Raw genomic sequence first — 17835 nt, forward strand, 5'->3', positions numbered from 1 at the left:
CGGTCGGCCGCCGCCAGTGCCGCTACCCGCGCGAGCGGATCAGACCTGCGCCAGCAGCATCGCCAGCGCCGCGTCCGCCTCCAGCGGCCGCGCGTAGAGATAGCCCTGGCCGTACGTGCATCCCAGCGCCGCCAGCGTCTGCGACAGTTCGACCGTCTCGATTCCCTCCGCGGTCGTCCACATGCCCAGCGCGCCCGCCAGCCCCAGCACCGCGCGGACGATCGCGACCTTGTCGCGGTCGGCCAGCATCGTCGTCACGAACGACCGGTCGATCTTCAAGATGTCGATCGGCAGCTTCTGGAGGTAACCCAGGTTCGAATAGCCCGTGCCGAAATCGTCCATCGCCAGCGTCGCGCCCATGTCCTTCAGCGCGTGCATCACGCGCGCGATCCGGTCGGGTTCGCAGACCAGCGCGCTCTCGGTCAGCTCGAGTGTTAATCGGTCGCCGTCGAGCCTGTGGGCGTCCAGCGCGCGGCGCACCATGTCGGGCACCGCATCGCGTTGCAGCTGGATCGCCGACAGGTTCACCGCCACCCGGCCGCCGCTGTTACCGCCCGTCGCCATGTCCCAGGCCGCCAGCGTCCGCGCCGCCTCGTCCATCGCCCAGCGGCCTAGCGGCACGATCAGCCCTGACTCCTCGGCGACCGGGATGAATTCGACCGGCGAGATCTCGCGCCCGTCTCGTGCGCGCCAGCGGGCCAGCGCCTCGAACGACTTGATCCGCCCGGTCGTCAGGTCGCAGATCGGCTGGAACGCCAGTCGCAGTCGCTGGTCCTCCACCGCGTGGCGCAGCGCCGTCTCCATCCCGAACTGCGCGCGCGCGATCGCGAAGACCTGCTTCTCATAGGTTTCGATCAGCCCCGACGACTTGGCCCGCTTCGTCGCGAACTGCGCCTGGCGCAGCAGCTCCTCCAGCTCCTCGTCGGTATGGCCATAGGCGATGCCGATCGCGCACTCGACGCCGATCTCATATTCCGCCAGCCGGAATGGTGCCGACAATGCGCGGCGGACCCGCTCGCCCAGCATCATCGCATCGCTATGATCCGCGTCGTCGGTTACCAAGATACCGAATTCGTTGCCGCCGATCCGCGCCAGCGTGTCGCGCACGCGCACCGCCCCCTTGATCCGCCGCGCCACGGTGATGAGCAACTCGTCGCCTGCCAGGCCGCCCAGACACGCGTTGATCCGACTGAACCGCGCCAGGTCGACGACCAGCACCGCGCACGGCCGCCGATCGGCCGACGGCGCCTCGCCCTGCTCGCTGAAGCCCTCGCGGTTGGGCAGCCCGGTCAGGCTGTCGGTGGTCATCTCGCGGCGCAGGCTGCGCTCGGTATTCACCCGTGCCGTCTGGTCGACCAGGGTCAGGATGCACGCGTCCGCGACCGTCGCCGTCGCCCGCGCCACCGTCACCCGATAATAGCGCCGCGCCAGATCCTCGCCGTACGTCCAGTCGAATTCTACATGCAGCCGGTCGCCCGCGAACAGCCGCCCGATCTCCACGCCCATCGTATCGATCACCGACGGCTCGCCGACATCGCCCAGCCGCAACCGCCGGAACGCCCGATTGGTCACCGCCAGCGTGAAGCCCGTGCGGGTTCGCACCACCTGCGCGACCGGCATCGGAAACAGGTCCAGCCCCAGTCCGATCACGTCGCGCGGCACCGCAGACGCCAGATCGGTATCAAGAAGGGCAGCCACCATGGGCTCGCGTTACCCTGCCATCCTTAACATGCCCTAAAGCATGGCTGGACCTGGCTTTAATCCTGGAACGCGCGCCGCAAAATCCTCGTCTGCAAGGGGAGGTGGCATGGCGCAGCCACGACGGGGGGTGTCCCCATCGCGACCGCAGCCCGACCCAGTCAAAGGCGCTACCCGACTATCCCTGCGTGCCGGTGGTCCCCTCCCCGTACAGGGGACGGATTGCGGTTACGGCGCCAACCTGCCGCCTTCACACGATCCTGTCGTCGTTCACCCGAACCGGTTGTCCCGCGGGAACCCGGTCGGCGGCATCCGTCCTGCCGCGCCGCGGGCCGCGCGCCAGAGCGACAGGTCGGTCTCGGTCCGCACCCGTCCGCTCTCGCCACCCATCGTCCAGCTGATCCCATCCGCGAAGACGAAGGTCATCGCGTCCGACAGCCCGCCATCGTGATAGCGCTGCAGCTGCAATCCCTGCCCCTTCGTCATCTCGACCAGCTCGGCGATTGGGAAGACCAGCATCTTGCGGTTGTCGCCGATCGCCGCGACGTAGTCGTGTGTGGGCGCCACCGGCCGCACGATCTTCAGCCGCGCGCCCGTTCGCGGCGTCATCACCGTCTTGCCCTTGCGCGTCTCGGCGATCGTCTCGGGTACGGCCACGATGAAGCCGCGCCCGTCGCTCGCCACCAGCAGCAGCCGCGCCGTACGCGCGGCGGGCAGCAGCGCGACGATCCCGGTCTGCCCGTCGAGATCGATCATCGCGCGCACCGGTTCGCCGAACCCGCGCCCGCCCGGCAGCTTGTCCGCGCCCAGCGTGTAGAAGCGGCCGTTTTCCGCCGCCAGCAGCAGCTTGTCGGTGGTCTGCGCGTGGAATGCAAAGGCGGGGCCATCGCCCTCCTTGAACTTCAGCGTCTCGGCCGACGCCAGCTCGACATGCCCGCGCATCGCCCGGATCCAGCCGCGCTGCGACAGGATGACGGTGATTGGCTCGCGCTCGATCATCGCCTCCAGCGGGATGTCGCGGGCGGGCGCCGCCTCCTCGATCGTCGTCCGCCGCCGGCCCAGCGCCGTCTCCGGGCCATAGCGATCACGGATCTTCTCCAGATCGCGCTTCATCCGCGTCTTCTGCTTCGCCGGGCTGTCGAGCAGCGCCGCCAGCTTCGCGCGCTCCTTATCCAGCGCGTCGCGCTCCTTGGTGATTTCGAACTCTTCCAGCCGGCGCAAGCTGCGCAGCCGCATGTTCAGGATCGCCTCCGCCTGGCGGTCGGTCAGCCCGAACTCGGCGATCATCACCGCCTTGGGCTCGTCCTCGGTGCGGATGATCTCGATCACCCGGTCCAGGTTCAGATAGGCGATCAGATAGCCGTCGAGCAGCTCGATCCGGTCGGCGATCTTGTCCAGCCGGTGTCGCGTGCGCCGCTCCAGCACGACGAACTGATGCTCGACCCACGCCCATAGCGCGTCGCGCAGGCTCATCACCCGCGGCGTCCGCTCCTTGTCGAGCACATTCAGGTTCAGCGGTACCCGCGTTTCCAGCTCGGTCAGCCGGAACAGCCCGTCCATCAGCACGCCGACATCGACGGTGCGGCTGCGCGGCTCCAGCACGATCCGCACCTCGGCGTCCGACTCGTCGCGCACATCGGCCAGGATCGGCAGCTTGCGGTCGTTGATGAGGGCTGCGATCTGCTCGATCAGCTTGCCCTTCTGCACGCCGTACGGCACCTCGGACACCACGGCCTGCCAGCCGCCGCCCTTCTCCTTCTCCACCGACCAGCGCGCCCGCACCCGGAAACTGCCGCGCCCGGTGCGATAGCTCTCCGCGATCACCGCCGCCGGATCGACGACCAGCCCGCCGGTGGGAAAGTCCGGCCCCGTCACATGCGCCATCACGTCCGCCGCGGGGTCGTCGACCAGCGCGATCGCCGCATCCAGCAGCTCGGCGGCGTTATGCGGCGGGATACTGGTCGCCATGCCCACCGCGATCCCGCTCGCACCATTGGCCAGCAGGTTGGGGAACAGGCCCGGAAACAGCTCGGGCTCCTGCTCCTCGCCATTATAGGTCGGTCGGTAGTCGACAGCCTGTTCGTCGAGGCCATCCATCAGGTCGATCGCGACCTGGGTCAGCCGCGCCTCGGTATAGCGATACGCGGCGGCGTTATCGCCGTCGATATTGCCGAAATTGCCCTGCCCGTCGACCAGCGGATATCGCAGTGCGAAATCCTGCGCCAGCCGGACCATCGCGTCATAGACCGACTGGTCGCCGTGCGGGTGATATTTGCCGATCACGTCGCCGACGACGCGCGCGCACTTCTTGTACCCGCTCGCCGGATCGAGCCGCAGCAGCCGCATCGCCCAGAGCAGCCGCCGGTGTACGGGCTTCAGCCCGTCGCGCACGTCTGGCAGCGACCGCGCCGTGATCGTCGACAGGGCATAGACCAGGTATCGCTCCGACAGGGCGGAGTCGAACGGAGCGTCCAGGATGCCGATCGGCGTATCGGGGCCGGTGAGGTCGGTCGCCATATGTTCCGCGGTCATAGCAGCAAGGTTGAAGAGGGCAAGGTTCACGGCATCGACGGAGGACGAGCACCCCATTTGATCCCGCCGGCCGATCCACTACCATTCCGCCGATGATCCGCCCCATCCTCCTCGCGCTCGCCGCCCTCCTCCTGCCCGGAGCCGTCATGGCCGCCGACCCGCCCCGCCCGCTTCTTACCTGGTCCGACCTGAAGTCCCGTCCGCGCCCGACGCCCACCGAAACCCTGACCTATGGCAGCGACCCGCTCCAGAAAGTCGACCTCTGGCTTCCCGAGGGCAAAAGCCCTCGCCCGGTGGCGATCATGGTCCATGGCGGCTGCTGGCAGAGCGACATCGCCGACCGCACCCTGATGGACTGGATCGCCGACGACCTGCGCCGCCACGGCGTCGCGGTGTGGAACATCGACTATCGCGGTGTAGATCGTGCCGGCGGTGGCTATCCCGGCACTTTCCAGGATGTCACCGCCGCTGCCGACCTGCTGCGCAAGGAAGCCGCCCGCTACGACCTCGACCTGTCGCATGTCGTCGCCATCGGCCACTCCGCCGGCGGTCACCTCGCGCTCTGGCTTGCGGCGCGCGCGAAGCTGCCGCGCACCAGCCCGCTCTGGACGGCCGATCCGCTTCCCATAACCCGCGCGATCAGCCTCGGCGGCCTGCCCGATCTCGCCGCGACCGAGACGAGCCCGGACAATGGCTGCGGCACCCCGGTCGTGGCCCGGCTGACCGGCGACCACGCCGATCGTTTCGCGGACACCTCGATCCCACCGCTCCTTCCGCTCGGCGTCGCGCAGGATCTGGTCAACGGGCGCGAGGATCGCATCATCCCCTATCGCTTCGCCACCGACTATGTCGCGCAGGCGCGAAAGGCCGGTGATTCGGTGACGCTCCACACCGTCCCCGCCACCGGCCATGTGGAGCTGATCGCACCGGACAGCGCCGCCTGGCGCGTCGCGCGGCAGATCGTCCTGGACGCGCTGCGGTGACGCGCGACGATCACCGCGCGGCGGACGCCGCCGACCCGCTCGCCATATGTCGCGCGCAGTTCGCGCTGCCGGCCGGCCTCCTATATCTTGACGGCAATTCGCTGGGTCCGCTGCCGCACGCGACCGTGGCGGCGATGACCGACATGGTCGAGCGCCAATGGGGCCAGCGCCTGATCCGCAGCTGGAACGAAGGCTGGATCGACGCCCCTACCCGCCTCGGTGCGAAGATCGCTCCGCTGATCGGCGCGCACAGCCATGAGGTGATCGTCGGCGATTCCACGTCCGTCAATCTCTACAAGCTGTTGAGCGCCGCTCTTCGCGTCGATCCGCAGCGTCGCGTGATCCTCAGCGAGGCAGGCAATTTCCCCACCGACCTCCACGTCGCCGAGGGCGCCGTCGCCGCCGTCCCCGGCGCCAGCCTTCGCGTGGTGGACCGTTCCGCCATCGCCGATGCGCTGGCGGACGACGTCGCTGTCCTCCTCCTCACCCATGTCCATTACAAGACCGCCGAGCGGTTCGACATGGTTGCCCTGACCCGTGCGACGCACGAAGCGGGTGCGCTCGTCCTCTGGGATCTCAGCCATTCGGTCGGCGCCGTCCCTGTCGACCTGACCGCCGCCGGTGCCGATCTGGCAGTCGGCTGCACCTATAAATATCTGAACGGCGGCCCCGGCGCTCCTGCCTTCCTCTACGTGGCAGAGCGTTGGCAGGATCGCCTCGCCAGCCCCTTGTCAGGCTGGATGGGTCACGTCGAACCGTTCGCCTTTACCGACGCTTACGCGCCGTCGCGGGGCATGAAGCGCTGGCTTGCGGGCACCCCGCCGATGCTCGCCATGGCCGCGCTGGAGGCCAGCCTGGACGTGTGGGCCGGAATTGACCGGCACACGGTCTGGGAAAAGAGCGCCGCGCTCTGGACCATCCTCGCCGATGCGGGTCGGGCCGCCGGTCTGGAATGCGTGACACCTGCCGATCCGGCTCACCGCGGCAGCCATATCAGCTTCCGCCATCCAGCAGCCTATGCCATCGCGCAGGCACTGATTGCCCGCGGTGTCATCGGCGACTTCCGCGATCCCGACATCCTCCGTCTGGGTCTGACCCCGCTCTACCTCGGTCACGAAGATGTGTGGCGCGCGGGCGAGATCCTGCGCAATGTGATCGCCGATCGCAGCTACACGGCCCCCGAATACCGGCAGCGCCAGGCTGTGACCTGATTGCACCCCCCGCCCCAACCTCCTATAGGCCCGCCATCCCGGCCCCGGCCCGCGCGGGCATCGCCCCTCGCGTCGCCGGCGTCACCCGTTTCCGAAGGGAACCCGATGGCTCGCCGCCGCCAGATCTACGAGGGCAAGGCCAAGATCCTCTACGAGGGTCCCGAACCCGGCACGATCATCCAGTATTTTAAGGATGACGCCACCGCGTTCAACGCGCAGAAGAAGGGCACGATCAACGGCAAGGGGGTGCTGAACAACCGCATCTCCGAGCATGTGTTCACCCTGCTCGACCACATCGGCGTGCCGACGCACTTCATCCGCCGCCTCAACATGCGCGAGCAGCTGGTGCGCCAGGTCGAGATCGTGCCAATCGAGGTCGTGGTCCGCAACGTCGCGGCCGGCTCGCTGTCGAAGCGACTGGGGATTGAGGAGGGCACCAAGCTGCCCCGCACGATCATCGAATATTACTACAAGGACGATGCGCTCGGCGACCCGATGGTGTCCGAGGAGCATATCGCCTGTTTTGGCTGGGCCAGCCAGGACGAGATGCACGACATCGCCGACCTGGCGATCCGGGTGAATGATTTCCTGTGCGGCCTGTTCGCCGGCGTCGGCATCCGCCTGGTCGACTTCAAGCTCGAGTTCGGCCGGGTGTGGGACGACGATTACGGCCGCATCATCCTGGCCGACGAGATCAGCCCCGATGGCTGCCGCCTGTGGGACATGACCTCTGGCGAGAAGCTCGACAAGGACCGGTTCCGCCGCGACCTGGGCGGAGAAGCCGAGGCTTATCAGGAGGTTGCACGGCGCCTTGGACTCCTGCCCGAAGGAGAGGAAACCGCGGTGCTCGACCTCGACAGCCATCGCAAGAAGCGGGGTAAGTGATGAAGCTGAAGGTGTATGTGACGCTGAAGCCCGGTGTGCTCGATCCCCAAGGCCGCGCCATCCATCACGCGCTCGGCTCGCTCGGTTTCGCCGGGGTCGAGGACGTGCGCGTCGGTCGTCTGATCGAGCTGACCGTCGCCGACGACACCGATGATGCCGCGGTCGAGGCGATGTGCCGCCAGCTGCTCGCCAATACCGTGATCGAGAATTTCCGGATCGAGCGCGCATGAAGACCGCGGTCCTCGTCTTTCCCGGTTCCAACTGCGACCGCGACATCGCCGTCGCGCTGGAGCAGGTGACGGGCACCGCCCCGGCGATGGTGTGGCACGCCGAAACCGCGCTGCCGGACGGGATCGGGCTAGTCGCGGTACCGGGCGGCTTCTCTTATGGCGATTACCTCCGCGCAGGCGCGATCGCCGCCCGCTCGCCGGTGATGCGCGCGGTGGTCGAGGCGGCGGGCCGCGGCCTGCCCGTTCTCGGCGTCTGCAACGGCTTCCAGGTCCTGACCGAGGCGGGGCTGCTGCCCGGCGCGCTGATGCGCAACGCCGCGCTCAGCTTCGTCTGCCGCGACGCGCCGCTGACCGTCGAGAATGCCGACAGCGCCTTCACCCGGCTCTACGAGCAGGGCGAACAGGTCGCCTTTCCCGTCGCCCATCACGACGGCAACTACTTCGCCGACGACACCACGCTAGACCGGCTGGAGGGCGAAGGCCGCATAGCGTTCCGCTACGCCACCCCGATCAACGGCTCCGCGCGTGACATCGCCGGCATCCTCAACGATCGCGGCAACGTGCTCGGCATGATGCCGCACCCGGAGCGCCGTATCGAGGCCGCGCACGGCGGCACCGATGGCCGCCGCCTGTTCGAGGGGCTGATCGAGACGGTCGGGGCGTAATGCCGCGCCGGCGAGGGCGCCGACTAACGCCGGTTCTCGCCGGATCGCATCCGCTGCGCATCGACATAGCCGTGCATCGCCTCGGTCCGGCCGCGCAGTTCCGCCGCCTCCGCGTCCGACAGCCGCCCGTCTGCCATGTAGCGATCGGCAGTGTCGGCAAGGACGGTACTCGACTTGCGCAGCTGCTTTGCCTCCTGCCGCGAGAGCTGGCCGGACCGCCGCCCCCTCTCGATCGGCTCCTCGACCAGCGCCTGCCGCTCGCGCGCGATCCGCACCCGTTCGGCGACCAGCGGCGGCGGTTCGACCGGCAGCGACGGCACCCGTGCGCCCGGTGGCGGCGGCCTCTGCACCGGCGGCGGTGTCGCCGTCACAGAGGTTGCCGACAGGCCGATTACCAGCAACAGTGCCGCTCGCCGCATCGTCCGCTCCTCCGTTGCATCCAGGCTAACGCGCATAGCAAAGCCTCGCAAGTCATTGGAGTATAGGGCACTTGAACTACACCCGGGTCCTGAACGGCGTGAAGTCCGTACCCTCGTCGAACACGTCGACGTCCTCCGCCCGCTTCAGCCCGCCGACCACGGCGTAGGTGACCGGGGTCAGCAGCACCTCCCAACCGACCTTCAGCGCCCACTGCGTGAACAGCACCACCCCGACCAAGCCCGGGGTCCAGCCCGGCGCGCCGAGAAAGGCGAGTGGGTAGAAGATCAGGCTGTCGACCCCCTGCCCCACCACGGTCGATCCGATCGTGCGCGACCAGAGGTGGCGACCACCCGTCCAGATCTTCATCCTGGCCATCACATAGGCATTGACGAACTCCCCGGCCCAGAAGGCGCAGACGCTGGCGAAGACGATCCGCGGCACCTGCCCGAACACCGCCTCGTACGCCGCCTGGTTGCCCCAGTCGGGTGCGGGCGGCAGCGCGACGACGATCCAGCTCATCAGCGCCATGAACAGGACGGCGGCGGTCCCCGCCCAGATCACCCGCCGCGCCCGCGCATAGCCGTACACCTCGGTCAGCACGTCGCCGATCACATAGCTGAGCGGAAAGAACAGGATGCCTGCGCCGAACGGCCAGTCGCCGATCACCGGCAGCGGCACCGTCGCCACCTTGCCCGCGCCGAGCACATTGGACAGCAGCAGGATCGCCACGAACGCGGCCATCACCAGATCGTAATAGCGGAAGTCCGCCCGCACCCCGCTCGCTTTCATGGCGGAGATTATGATCCCGGTTCCGTTGTCACGCAATCCGCGCTAACCCGCCGCCACCGCGCGCCCGTAGCTCAGTTGGATAGAGCACGAGCCTTCTAAGCTTGTGGCCGCTGGTTCGAATCCAGCCGGGCGCGCCAATCCGACGACCTTATGGCGCAAAGGAACCTGCTCTCGGTGGGAGTAGAAGGCGCTTTCGCGAATCGCTGACGGTCGTCTATTCACTTTCAGGATGGGATATTCGAATTTGCGAGAAGCGCTCGTCTATGCCTACAGGCGATGGGCGGGCGAGAAGAGGCTGCTCGATGAGCAGATCTCAAAGATCGAGGCGGCCCAGCTGACGTTGGAAGAGAAGCGCCGTCGCGCGGCCGAGTGCGACAAGCTGATCGAGAGCGCCGACAACATTCTCGCCGAAATATGGGACGGCTGGGACCCCGCGAAGGCCAAGCCGGCGCAGAGGTATGAGGGGACGCTTCCATTTGAGCACGGCGATGTCACCAGGTGGACACTCGACATCATGCGGAGAGCGCCCGATCCAATGCGAGCGCTTCATATCGCCAAGCAGCTGGTCACGGAGCAGGGTCGGGACGTGACTGACAAGGCCTTCGTCCGTGAAGTAGGTCGCGCAGTCGACGGCACGCTTAGGTCAATGGCCAAGCGCAATTATGTTGAGAAGACGGACGACACCCCTGTTCGTTGGCGCATCGTCGGCCGCGCTGGGGACGAAACGGCCTAGCTCGCGATCGACGCGAGCGAACCGTTGTCGTTTTCGCTCCGCTTCCGCCAATAGCCGCGGAAGGTGCTGGACGGCTTGTTGCGGGAGATCAGGCCGAGGATCATGTCGACCTGGTCGCCGTTCGGCGTGCGCCGATACTGTTCGCGCCACCCCAGCTCCCAGGCATAGCGCGGCATGTGCGCACCCGAGATGTGGAGGTGAACGCCGCGCTCGGCGCAACGCATACGCTGGAAAAAGCTCTCGGCTTGGTTGGTGCAGGCGATCCCGTCGGAGAAGCTCTTCGAGTGATCGATGCGCTTGGTGTCAAAGTGGAGGTGAAGCGGCTCCCACTGGGTGCTGCGATCCGCGTGGATGATCGTGTCCGGGACGACCATGCGCTTGGCGATCTCGATCGCGTCGCCCTCCTTGGGCAGCAAGAACGTGCGCACCTTGGCTGGCACGTTCGGGTCCTCGCTCTGGCGCTCGCGCAGGACCACGATCAGCTTGCGCTTCTTGCGGGCGGCCGCCTTGTTCTTGGCCTTGAACTCCTCCCACAGCTCCTTCTTGTTTGGGAGCCGGGGCAGACTGCCGCCGAAGATCGCGCCGTCGATCTCCACCACGCCGCTGAGCGGTGCCGCCTCGTCGTCCTTGCCCATCACCTCGCGGATCCGGTGCAGCAGCACGAAGGCCGACTTGTAGGAGATCTTCACCTCACGGGAGAGCCGACAGGCCGACACGCCCAGAACACCGTTGGCGAATACGGCGACGATGCCCAGCAGCTTGCGAAACGACAGCTTGTGACTCTCGAACACGGTCCCGACGGTGACGCTGAACGGCGTCCGGCAGGCCTTGCACTTCCATTTGTGGCCGCTGCCGAGCGTCCAATGCTTGAGCCCACCGCACGCCGGACAGACTGGATCGCCGTTGCTCGCTTCCCAACGGATCGCCTTGAACTTGGCGCGCGCAGCATCCTCGGACATCGCTCCGATGTCCATTAGGTCCAGGGTGCGGGCCCTGGACGACAAGAGGAAGTGCTGCGCCACCGAATCTGATGCTCTGCATCATCATATGTGGTGATGCTGGCTTTGCGTCTAGCACCTCCATCATCATTTTTAATGACGCGCCTCATCGTCGCTGGTGACGGTGTGCTTGGCGACACATGCAATTCAGCTATAACCATGGGATGGACGAAGGCGATTCCCACCCAGCCATAGGCCCGGCCGGCGACAAGGTCTGGGAGGACATGGTCAAGAACATGCTCCGCGGGCAGATGATGCACCACGGCGTGTCCTACGCCACGCTGGCCGAGCGCCTGGCGGCCTTCGGGATCACGGACAACGAGCTCAACCTGCGCAACAAGGTGAGCCGGGGGCGCTTCACCGCCGTCTTCTTCATGCAGTGCATGAAGGCACTCAACGTCGAATGGCTGAACGTGCCGGTCTCGGTCGAGGATGCGGCGCAGAAGGGTGGCGCACAGGCGCTGGCGAGGTCGCCATCAAAACCTACAGGTTCGCGCTGAGGTGACACATGCTTGAGGGAAGGGACTGGCACAAGCTCGCCGCAGCAGATGACAATGATCTGCGACAGCTTGAAGAAGCAGCCCCGGTGGACCTGCCCGCCAGCTATCTGGCGTTTTTACGCTACAGCAACGGGGGTGAAGGTCCGCTTCCAGTTCAGCCGTTGAACCTGTGCCTCTACCCGGCTGAGGAGGTTGCTCAGATTGCGCGAGAAGGCACTTTCACGGAGTGCTTCCAGGGATTGTTTGTCATTGGAGACTCGGGCGGAGGCGAAGCAGTCGCACTCGACCTGCGATCAGGGCCACCGTTTAGCGTCGTTTCACTCGATATGACGAACACCGATTGTCTCGAGGCAACAATCACCGTTGCCGCATCTTTCGACGACGCGCTCTCCCTCATAGGACTGAACGCTCGCGAGTAATTCACCCCTATGGCACCTGTTGGTTCTTTTGCGCCATAAGGTCGCAATCCGATATCGCGTTTATTACGGCCCTTTAAGTTACGTTCGGACGAACATGGATGGGCCCGCGAGAGCACCGCGACGATAGCGAACAGGCGGCTGCCGTTCGGCCATGAGTTCCTCACCCGCGAGCCTGACCCGGGCCGACTTGATCCCGCTGAGTTGGTATCCTGTTGCAGGACATTTTCGACACTGGACGCGGTGGCGGCGCGACAGCATTGGGCGTCGATCCATCCTGCTCATCGGAATTTGCCGCCATGAACCTTCTGATCGTTGAGGATGACGAGGGCTATGCGGAGGCGCTGCGGCTGGAACTCGGCGCGCTCGACCATCGGATCAGCGTCGCGACCACCGGGCCGGCAGCGCTGACCGCGGTGGAGCAGGACGATTTCGACGCGATCATCCTCGATCGCATGCTGCCGGCGATGGACGGCGCCGGAGTGGTCCGCCGCCTGCGTGAACGAGGGCACCGCCTGCCCGTGCTGATGCTGACCGCGCTCGGCCGCTCGGCGGAGAAGGTCGACGGGCTGGAGGCGGGCGCCGACGACTATGTCGTCAAGCCGACGCCGGCGACGGAGATCGACGCGCGGCTGCGCGCCCTGCTGCGTGCGCGGGGCTGGGCCGACGATAGCGGCGACGACACGCTCCGCGCCGGGGACATATTGGTCAGTCCGGGCCAGCATCGCGCCTGGCGCGACGGCCGCGTGCTCGACCTCGCGAAGCTGGAGTTCGGATTGTTGACGGAATTGGCGCGGCATGCCGGCAGCTTCCTCACCCGCGCGATGCTGATCGAGCGAGTCTGGGGCTATGATTTCGAGCCGACGACCAACATCGTCGACGCGCAGGTCCGCTCGCTCAGGCGCAAGCTGATGGCGGTGGGCGGCGACGACCCGATCGTGACCAAACGCGGCGTCGGCTATATGCTGCGCACCTGACATGGCGTCGTTGCGGAGGCTGACGGTCGTTTTCCTGTCGGCGTTCGGGGTGGCGACGGCGACGACCGGCTACGCCACCTTCTACGCGTCGCGCCAGGCGATCGTGCAACTGGTCGACCGGAGGATCGCGACGACGAGCAGCGCGCTGTTGAGCGAGGCGCCGGCGGGCGATGCGACGGCGATCCTGGCGCGGATCGATGCCTTCTCGCGACGGCGGGAGAGTGGCGATATCGGCTTCGAATTGCGCGATGCCGCGGGACGCCGGCTGGGCGGCAACGTGACCGTCACGCGCGCGCTGCCCGCCGGCTTCTCCACCCTGCGGATCAGCGACCGGATCGCGGGGTTGAGCGCGGGACGGGTGCAGGTCCGCGATGCGGGCCGCGGCCTGCGCCTCGTCACCGCGATCGAGACGGAACCGATCGACGGTCTGGCCTCGGCGCGGCGGCGCTACGCACTGACCGGCTTCGGCGTCATCGCGCTGATCGTGGTGGCGGGAACGGTCGCGTTCAGCATACTCGTCCGCCGCCGCATCCAGGAGGTGCGCGCGACCGCCGAGGCGATCATCGACGGCGATCTGGCGCGGCGGGTTCCGGTCGAGGGCGGTGGCGTGTTCGCGGAACAGGCCGCCACCTTCAACCGCATGCTCGACCGGATCGCGGCATTGGTCGAGGGTATCCGCAATGTCGGCGGCGACGTCGCGCACGACCTGCGCACGCCGCTCGCCCGGCTGCGCAGCCGGCTGGCGCGGATCGTCGCTTCGGCCCCCGACGCAGCGACGGAGCAGGAACTGGAGGCGGCGCTGGCGCAGTGCGACGAGATCATGGCGATCTTCGCCGCGATCCTGCGCATCGCCGAGATCGAGAGCGGCGATCGCGCCGTCGCCTTCGTTCCGGTCGACCTGACCGCGGTCGCGCAGGACGTGACCGAGACGATGGCAACGGTGGCGGAGGAGAGCGGCCACCATCTGGAAATCCATGCGGCCATGCCGGCGGTAGTCGACGGCGACCGCCAGCTGATCGCGCAGGCGGCGTTCAACCTCGTCGAGAATGCGCTTCGTCATACGCCGCCCGGATCGACCGTCCGCCTATCGGTGACGGAGGTCGACGGCACGGCGTTGCTGGAGGTGAGCGACGACGGGCCGGGCATCGCGCCAGCGGACCGCAATACCGCACGGCGCCGGTTCGGGCGGCTCGACGCCAGCCGCAACCGCGATGGTCACGGGCTGGGCCTGACGCTGGTCGACGCGGTGGCGCGCTTTCACCGTGGCACGCTGGACCTTGGCGATGCGGCGCCCGGACTGGTGGCGACCCTGCGCTTTCCCCAGCGCTGATACGGAAAGGGGCGGCCCGTTTCCGGACCGCCCCTCCCCTTGCCCTGTCAGTGCCGGTCAGAAGTTGACCAGCGCCTCGACACCGAAAGTCCGCGGCGCGTTGAAGTTGCCGTAGTCGCCCAACACGTTGTTGATGCTGCCCGAGCTGACAGAAGTGGTCGGCGCGCCCGGCAGGCTGTTCGACGGATCGCGGCGATACACATACTGCTCGTTGAACAGGTTGCGGCCCCACAGCGCGACGGTCAGCATCTGCTTGCCCTCGCCCAGCAGAATGTTGGCGAGTGCCAGGCGACCGTTGACGATGAACGAGGCGTCGTTCTTGGTCGCGAACTGGTCGAACGCCTGCGTCGCCTGCGCATAATTGCCGTCGAGGTGGAAGCGCAGCTGGTTGTCGCTGCCGACCGGCACCGAATAGTCGATCGAGCCGCTGGCGGCGTTGCGCGGCGTGAACACGATGTAGAAGTTCTGATACGCCTGGGTGCTGCTGGTCACGCCGCCCGTCGTCACGCTGTTGGTGATGAGCACCGGCGGGATGCGGGTGTAGGTATAGGCGTAGGAGGCGTTCAGCGTCAGCCCCTCGACCGGCGACACGGTCAGGTCCGCCTCGATCCCGCGGATCTTGGTGATGCCCGGCGCATTGATCGTGACGAGGTTGTTGAAGCTGCCCGTCGAGGTCACCTGGATCGAGCTGATGTCGACCTGGCTGTCCTTGCGGTCCATGATGTAGCCGGCCAGGTTGAACCGCGCACGGTGATCCCAGAAGTCCGACTTCATGCCGACCTCGTACGACTTCACGTCCTCGGGATCGAACGCCTGGTAGTTGGACGTGCGCGAGCTGGCGCCGCCCGCCCGGTATCCGGTCGCGTACTTGGCATAGAAGTGCAGGTCGTGCGTGGCGTCATAGGCCAGTGTGACCATCGGGTTGAACCGGTCCCAGCTCTTGTCGAGCGGGGCATAGCCGTTGCGGGTCGCCGCGGCGGTGTTGGTGCGATAGTTGATGTTGCGCGAGAAGAGGAGTTCGCCCTCCTTCTTGTCGTGCGTGTAACGGCCGCCGGCGGTCAGGTGCAGCGCATCGGTCATGTTCCAGGTGACCTGGCCATAGGCGGCATAGCTCTTCGACACCACCGCCGAGGCGCGGTCGATCGAGCGGCAGCCCGGCTGCGAGCCGAAACCGCCCGAGCCGGTGCACGGATCGAGGATGACGTAGCGATAGCCGGTCACCTGCCCTGCGGTGTTGGTGACGGCGACGATGCCGTTCGAATTCGGCGTCGCCGCGTCGTCGCTGACATGCTCGTTGAAGTAATAGAGGCCCGCGACGTAATCGAACGCATCGACGCTGCCGACCGCCTGGAATTCCTGGCTGAACTGGCGCTGGCGCAGGTCGGCCAGGCTATAGCGGCTGAAGGCGCAAGGGGCCGCCGCGGTGCAGGTGGTCGAGACGGTGCCGAGCGCCGGATAGGTCACGACCGGCACGCGGTGTGCGCCGCCCGAGTTATCCCACTGGGTCGCGTCGACCCCGCGCCACGCGGTGATCGAGCGCAGCTCGATCTCAGGCGACAGCTTGTACTTCAGGATATTGGTGAAGCCGTGGGTCTGGTCGACGCTGGGCTGCTGCGGGACGCCGATGTCGGCGACCTTCATCCGGCTGTCGCCGTTAACGACGACGCCCGGCAGCAACGGCTTCACCGTGCCGGTCAGCGTCGTGTAGACGGTGCCCGGCAGCTTGCAATTCGGCGAGGCGGCCTGAGTGCCGGCGACGCACTTGTTCGGGTTATAGTTCAGCAGCTGGCTGTAGAACGGCGAGTTCTTGTCGATGCCGTAGTCGTACGAGAAATCGTCGGTCAGCCCCTCGATCGGAGCCCAGCGCACGGACGCGCGGGCGCCGCGACGGTCGAAATAGTTCCAGCCGGTCTGGCCGGCGAGCGGGTTCTTGGTGGTCGGCCCCTGATACTGGACGATGCCGTCCAGCTTCACGCTGAAATTCTCGTACGCCGGCAGGTCGAGGTGCAGCTCGCCATTATAGGCACCGTAGTTGCCGATGCCGGCGCGGACGCGGCCCTCGAACTCGCCCGACGGCGTCTTGGTGACGATGTTGAGCGCGCCGCCCTCTGTGTTGCGGCCGAACAGCGTGCCCTGCGGACCCTTCAGCACCTCGATCCGCTCGACGTCGAACAGCGCGGCGTTCAGGCCGTGCTGGCGGCCGAGATAGACGCCGTCGACATAGATGCCGACGCCCTGCTCGCGGGCGGGCTGGTTGGCGTCGAGCGGCACGATGCCGCGGATGCCGACGGTCAGCGCCGACTGACGCGCCTCGAACGTCGCGACGCGCAGCGACGGCACCGCGCCGTCCGCCAGGTCGTAGAGGCTCTGGACGTGGCGGTCCTGCAGCGCGACCGTGCTCAGCACGTTGATCGCGATCGGCGTCTTTTGCAGATTGGTCTCGCGGCGGGTCGCGGTGACGACGATGTCGCCGAGCGGCGACTGATCGTCGGGTGCCGCCGCGGGCTCGGCGGCCGGAGCGGCGGGCTCGGCGACGGCGCCGGCAGCGGGTGCGGCCTGCGCGACCGCCGGCAGCGCCAACAGTGCGATACCGGCGAACAGATGTGCGCGCAGACAAGAACGATACGACATTATGGAAATCCCCCTTTACGGGCCGTTTGGCTCGAGAGGGGCCGTTAAGACGATTCGACTGCGTCGCCGTGACACTTCAATGACCAGCGCGGCGCCAGTATTTCACGCTGATTTCATCTTCCGGGCCGCCGTGACGGTAACCGATTACCGACATCTGGGTTTGGCGTCCCATGGCAAGACAGGCGAAGCTCAAGGTCTTTCGGACGCCAATCGGTTTCCACGACGCCTATGTCGCGGCACCCAGCCAGAAGGCGGCGCTGGCGGCATGGGGAAGCGAGCGGGATCTGTTCGCCCGCGGCATCGCCGAACTGGTGACCGATCCCGCACTGACGGAAGCGCCGCTCGCCGAGCCGGGCAAGGTCGTGCGTCGCTCGCGCGGTACCGCCGAGGAGCAGATCGCGGCGCTGCCGAAGACAAAGGCGCGGCGAAGGACGGCGGAGAAGGCCGAACCCTCCCCTGCCCCGGCACCACCGCCGAAGCCGGATCGTGACGCGCTCGACGAAGCGGAAGCGGCGCTGGCATCGGCAGAGGAACGCTTCGCCCGCGAGCGGCACGATATGGAGCGCCGCCAGGCGCGCGAGCGCGAGCGGTTGGAGGCGGCGCGGGATGGCGCGGAGCGGGATTATGATGCGGCGTTGAAGCGTTGGCGGGCGGCTTGAAAGCGCACCGCGCGGCGCGTTGCCGCGCCGAGTGACCGGGGCGAGCAGCCCCCGGCTGCTCGCTAGTTCCCGCCTGGCGGCGCGTTGCCGCGCCGAGTGATCGGGGCGAGCAGCCCCCGGCTGCTCGCTAGTTCCCGCCTGGCGGCGCGTTGCCGCGCCGAGTGATCGGGGCGAGCAG

Annotated in this window: 17 protein-coding genes and 1 tRNA gene; 12 read left to right on the plus strand and 6 right to left on the minus strand. The window is 67.2% G+C overall.

Annotated elements, in window-relative coordinates; all coding sequences use genetic code 11:
- Positions 1–39: 39 nt before the first annotated feature.
- Positions 40–1701 carry a putative bifunctional diguanylate cyclase/phosphodiesterase gene (locus tag Q5H91_RS06030; protein WP_305172307.1) on the minus strand — a complete coding sequence of 554 codons (1662 nt, stop codon included), beginning with the start codon at positions 1699–1701 and terminating at the stop codon, positions 40–42.
- A gap of 267 nt (positions 1702–1968) precedes the next feature.
- Positions 1969–4215: a DNA topoisomerase IV subunit A gene (gene parC / locus Q5H91_RS06035; RefSeq protein WP_305172411.1), complete on the minus strand. Its 2247-nt coding sequence runs from the start codon at positions 4213–4215 to the stop codon at positions 1969–1971.
- Between the two features lie 107 nt (positions 4216–4322).
- On the opposite strand from parC, the gene Q5H91_RS06040 reads away from it, so the two are divergent.
- The 5 genes from Q5H91_RS06040 to purQ all read left to right on the plus strand — a co-directional run bounded on the left by Q5H91_RS06040 (position 4323) and on the right by purQ (position 8204).
- Positions 4323–5213: an alpha/beta hydrolase gene (locus Q5H91_RS06040; protein ID WP_305172308.1), complete on the plus strand. Its 891-nt coding sequence runs from the start codon at positions 4323–4325 to the stop codon at positions 5211–5213.
- A complete protein-coding gene (gene kynU, locus Q5H91_RS06045; RefSeq protein WP_305172309.1) occupies positions 5210–6424 on the plus strand; it encodes a kynureninase in 1215 nt (404 codons plus the stop codon). Before Q5H91_RS06040 ends, kynU begins: the two co-directional genes overlap by 4 nt.
- 105 nt (positions 6425–6529) lie before the next feature.
- The gene (gene purC, locus Q5H91_RS06050) at positions 6530–7309 is read left to right on the plus strand and encodes a phosphoribosylaminoimidazolesuccinocarboxamide synthase (protein WP_305172310.1); all 780 of its coding nucleotides are present in this window, start codon (positions 6530–6532) and stop codon (positions 7307–7309) included.
- On the plus strand, positions 7309–7539 hold the full coding sequence (gene purS / locus Q5H91_RS06055) for a phosphoribosylformylglycinamidine synthase subunit PurS (RefSeq protein ID WP_305172311.1): 231 nt from the start codon (positions 7309–7311) through the stop codon (positions 7537–7539). Before purC ends, purS begins: the two co-directional genes overlap by 1 nt.
- Positions 7536–8204: a phosphoribosylformylglycinamidine synthase subunit PurQ gene (purQ, locus tag Q5H91_RS06060; protein ID WP_305172312.1), complete on the plus strand. Its 669-nt coding sequence runs from the start codon at positions 7536–7538 to the stop codon at positions 8202–8204. The genes purS and purQ overlap by 4 nt, the downstream gene beginning before the upstream one ends.
- 23 nt (positions 8205–8227) lie before the next feature.
- Here the strand turns inward: purQ and Q5H91_RS06065 are convergent, their stop codons facing one another.
- A complete protein-coding gene (locus Q5H91_RS06065) occupies positions 8228–8623 on the minus strand; it encodes a hypothetical protein (protein WP_305172313.1) in 396 nt (131 codons plus the stop codon).
- Positions 8624–8699: 76 nt separating this feature from the next.
- Positions 8700–9413 (minus strand): queuosine precursor transporter, encoded by a 714-nt coding sequence (locus Q5H91_RS06070; protein ID WP_305172314.1) that lies wholly within the window; start codon positions 9411–9413, stop codon positions 8700–8702.
- Between the two features lie 60 nt (positions 9414–9473).
- Between Q5H91_RS06070 and Q5H91_RS06075 the strand changes: the two genes are divergently transcribed.
- Positions 9474–9550 (plus strand) — tRNA-Arg (locus Q5H91_RS06075).
- A 92-nt stretch (positions 9551–9642) separates the two neighbouring features.
- The gene (locus tag Q5H91_RS06080; RefSeq protein WP_305172315.1) at positions 9643–10146 is read left to right on the plus strand and encodes a hypothetical protein; all 504 of its coding nucleotides are present in this window, start codon (positions 9643–9645) and stop codon (positions 10144–10146) included.
- On the opposite strand, the gene Q5H91_RS06085 is transcribed toward Q5H91_RS06080, so the two are convergent.
- Positions 10143–11120 (minus strand): IS1595 family transposase, encoded by a 978-nt coding sequence (locus Q5H91_RS06085; RefSeq protein WP_305172316.1) that lies wholly within the window; start codon positions 11118–11120, stop codon positions 10143–10145. The two genes, Q5H91_RS06080 and Q5H91_RS06085, sit on opposite strands and share 4 nt — an antisense overlap.
- Before the next feature lie 188 nt (positions 11121–11308).
- Here Q5H91_RS06085 and Q5H91_RS06090 point away from each other — a divergent pair, with 188 nt between their 5' ends.
- From Q5H91_RS06090 to Q5H91_RS06105, 4 genes are all read left to right on the plus strand, one after another.
- Positions 11309–11644, plus strand: coding sequence for a DUF6471 domain-containing protein (locus Q5H91_RS06090; RefSeq protein ID WP_305172317.1), 336 nt, complete (start codon positions 11309–11311; stop codon positions 11642–11644).
- An 8-nt stretch (positions 11645–11652) separates the two neighbouring features.
- A complete protein-coding gene (locus tag Q5H91_RS06095) occupies positions 11653–12063 on the plus strand; it encodes an SMI1/KNR4 family protein (protein WP_305172318.1) in 411 nt (136 codons plus the stop codon).
- Positions 12064–12359: 296 nt separating this feature from the next.
- A complete protein-coding gene (locus tag Q5H91_RS06100; protein ID WP_305172319.1) occupies positions 12360–13037 on the plus strand; it encodes a response regulator transcription factor in 678 nt (225 codons plus the stop codon).
- 1 nt (position 13038) lies between these two features.
- Positions 13039–14367, plus strand: coding sequence for a sensor histidine kinase (locus tag Q5H91_RS06105; protein WP_305172320.1), 1329 nt, complete (start codon positions 13039–13041; stop codon positions 14365–14367).
- Between the two features lie 57 nt (positions 14368–14424).
- On the opposite strand, the gene Q5H91_RS06110 is transcribed toward Q5H91_RS06105, so the two are convergent.
- Positions 14425–16998, minus strand: a complete 2574-nt coding sequence (locus tag Q5H91_RS06110; protein WP_305172321.1) for a TonB-dependent receptor — start codon at positions 16996–16998, stop codon at positions 14425–14427.
- A gap of 170 nt (positions 16999–17168) precedes the next feature.
- On the opposite strand from Q5H91_RS06110, the gene Q5H91_RS06115 reads away from it, so the two are divergent.
- Positions 17169–17657, plus strand: coding sequence for a hypothetical protein (locus tag Q5H91_RS06115; RefSeq protein WP_305172322.1), 489 nt, complete (start codon positions 17169–17171; stop codon positions 17655–17657).
- Positions 17658–17835 lie beyond the last annotated feature (178 nt).

Source organism: Sphingomonas aurea, assembly GCF_030678875.1.
Taxonomy (GTDB): Bacteria; Pseudomonadota; Alphaproteobacteria; order Sphingomonadales; family Sphingomonadaceae; genus Sphingomonas; species Sphingomonas aurea.

What these genes read in the sequence shown, in the direction of transcription:
- Q5H91_RS06040 (WP_305172308.1), top strand. Translation starts at nt 4,323, where the DNA reads ATGATCCGCCCCATCCTCCTCGCGCTCGCCGCCCTCCTCCTGCCCGGA.
- Q5H91_RS06090 (WP_305172317.1), top strand. Translation starts at nt 11,309, where the DNA reads ATGGACGAAGGCGATTCCCACCCAGCCATAGGCCCGGCCGGCGACAAG.
- Q5H91_RS06100 (WP_305172319.1), top strand. Translation starts at nt 12,360, where the DNA reads ATGAACCTTCTGATCGTTGAGGATGACGAGGGCTATGCGGAGGCGCTG.
- Q5H91_RS06080 (WP_305172315.1), top strand. Translation starts at nt 9,643, where the DNA reads ATGGGATATTCGAATTTGCGAGAAGCGCTCGTCTATGCCTACAGGCGA.
- parC (WP_305172411.1), bottom strand. Translation starts at nt 4,215, where the DNA reads ATGGCGACCGACCTCACCGGCCCCGATACGCCGATCGGCATCCTGGAC.
- Q5H91_RS06030 (WP_305172307.1), bottom strand. Translation starts at nt 1,701, where the DNA reads ATGGTGGCTGCCCTTCTTGATACCGATCTGGCGTCTGCGGTGCCGCGC.
- purS (WP_305172311.1), top strand. Translation starts at nt 7,309, where the DNA reads ATGAAGCTGAAGGTGTATGTGACGCTGAAGCCCGGTGTGCTCGATCCC.
- Q5H91_RS06095 (WP_305172318.1), top strand. Translation starts at nt 11,653, where the DNA reads ATGCTTGAGGGAAGGGACTGGCACAAGCTCGCCGCAGCAGATGACAAT.
- Q5H91_RS06065 (WP_305172313.1), bottom strand. Translation starts at nt 8,623, where the DNA reads ATGCGGCGAGCGGCACTGTTGCTGGTAATCGGCCTGTCGGCAACCTCT.
- Q5H91_RS06110 (WP_305172321.1), bottom strand. Translation starts at nt 16,998, where the DNA reads ATGTCGTATCGTTCTTGTCTGCGCGCACATCTGTTCGCCGGTATCGCA.
- Q5H91_RS06085 (WP_305172316.1), bottom strand. Translation starts at nt 11,120, where the DNA reads ATGGACATCGGAGCGATGTCCGAGGATGCTGCGCGCGCCAAGTTCAAG.
- Q5H91_RS06070 (WP_305172314.1), bottom strand. Translation starts at nt 9,413, where the DNA reads ATGAAAGCGAGCGGGGTGCGGGCGGACTTCCGCTATTACGATCTGGTG.
- purC (WP_305172310.1), top strand. Translation starts at nt 6,530, where the DNA reads ATGGCTCGCCGCCGCCAGATCTACGAGGGCAAGGCCAAGATCCTCTAC.
- Q5H91_RS06105 (WP_305172320.1), top strand. Translation starts at nt 13,039, where the DNA reads ATGGCGTCGTTGCGGAGGCTGACGGTCGTTTTCCTGTCGGCGTTCGGG.
- purQ (WP_305172312.1), top strand. Translation starts at nt 7,536, where the DNA reads ATGAAGACCGCGGTCCTCGTCTTTCCCGGTTCCAACTGCGACCGCGAC.
- Q5H91_RS06115 (WP_305172322.1), top strand. Translation starts at nt 17,169, where the DNA reads ATGGCAAGACAGGCGAAGCTCAAGGTCTTTCGGACGCCAATCGGTTTC.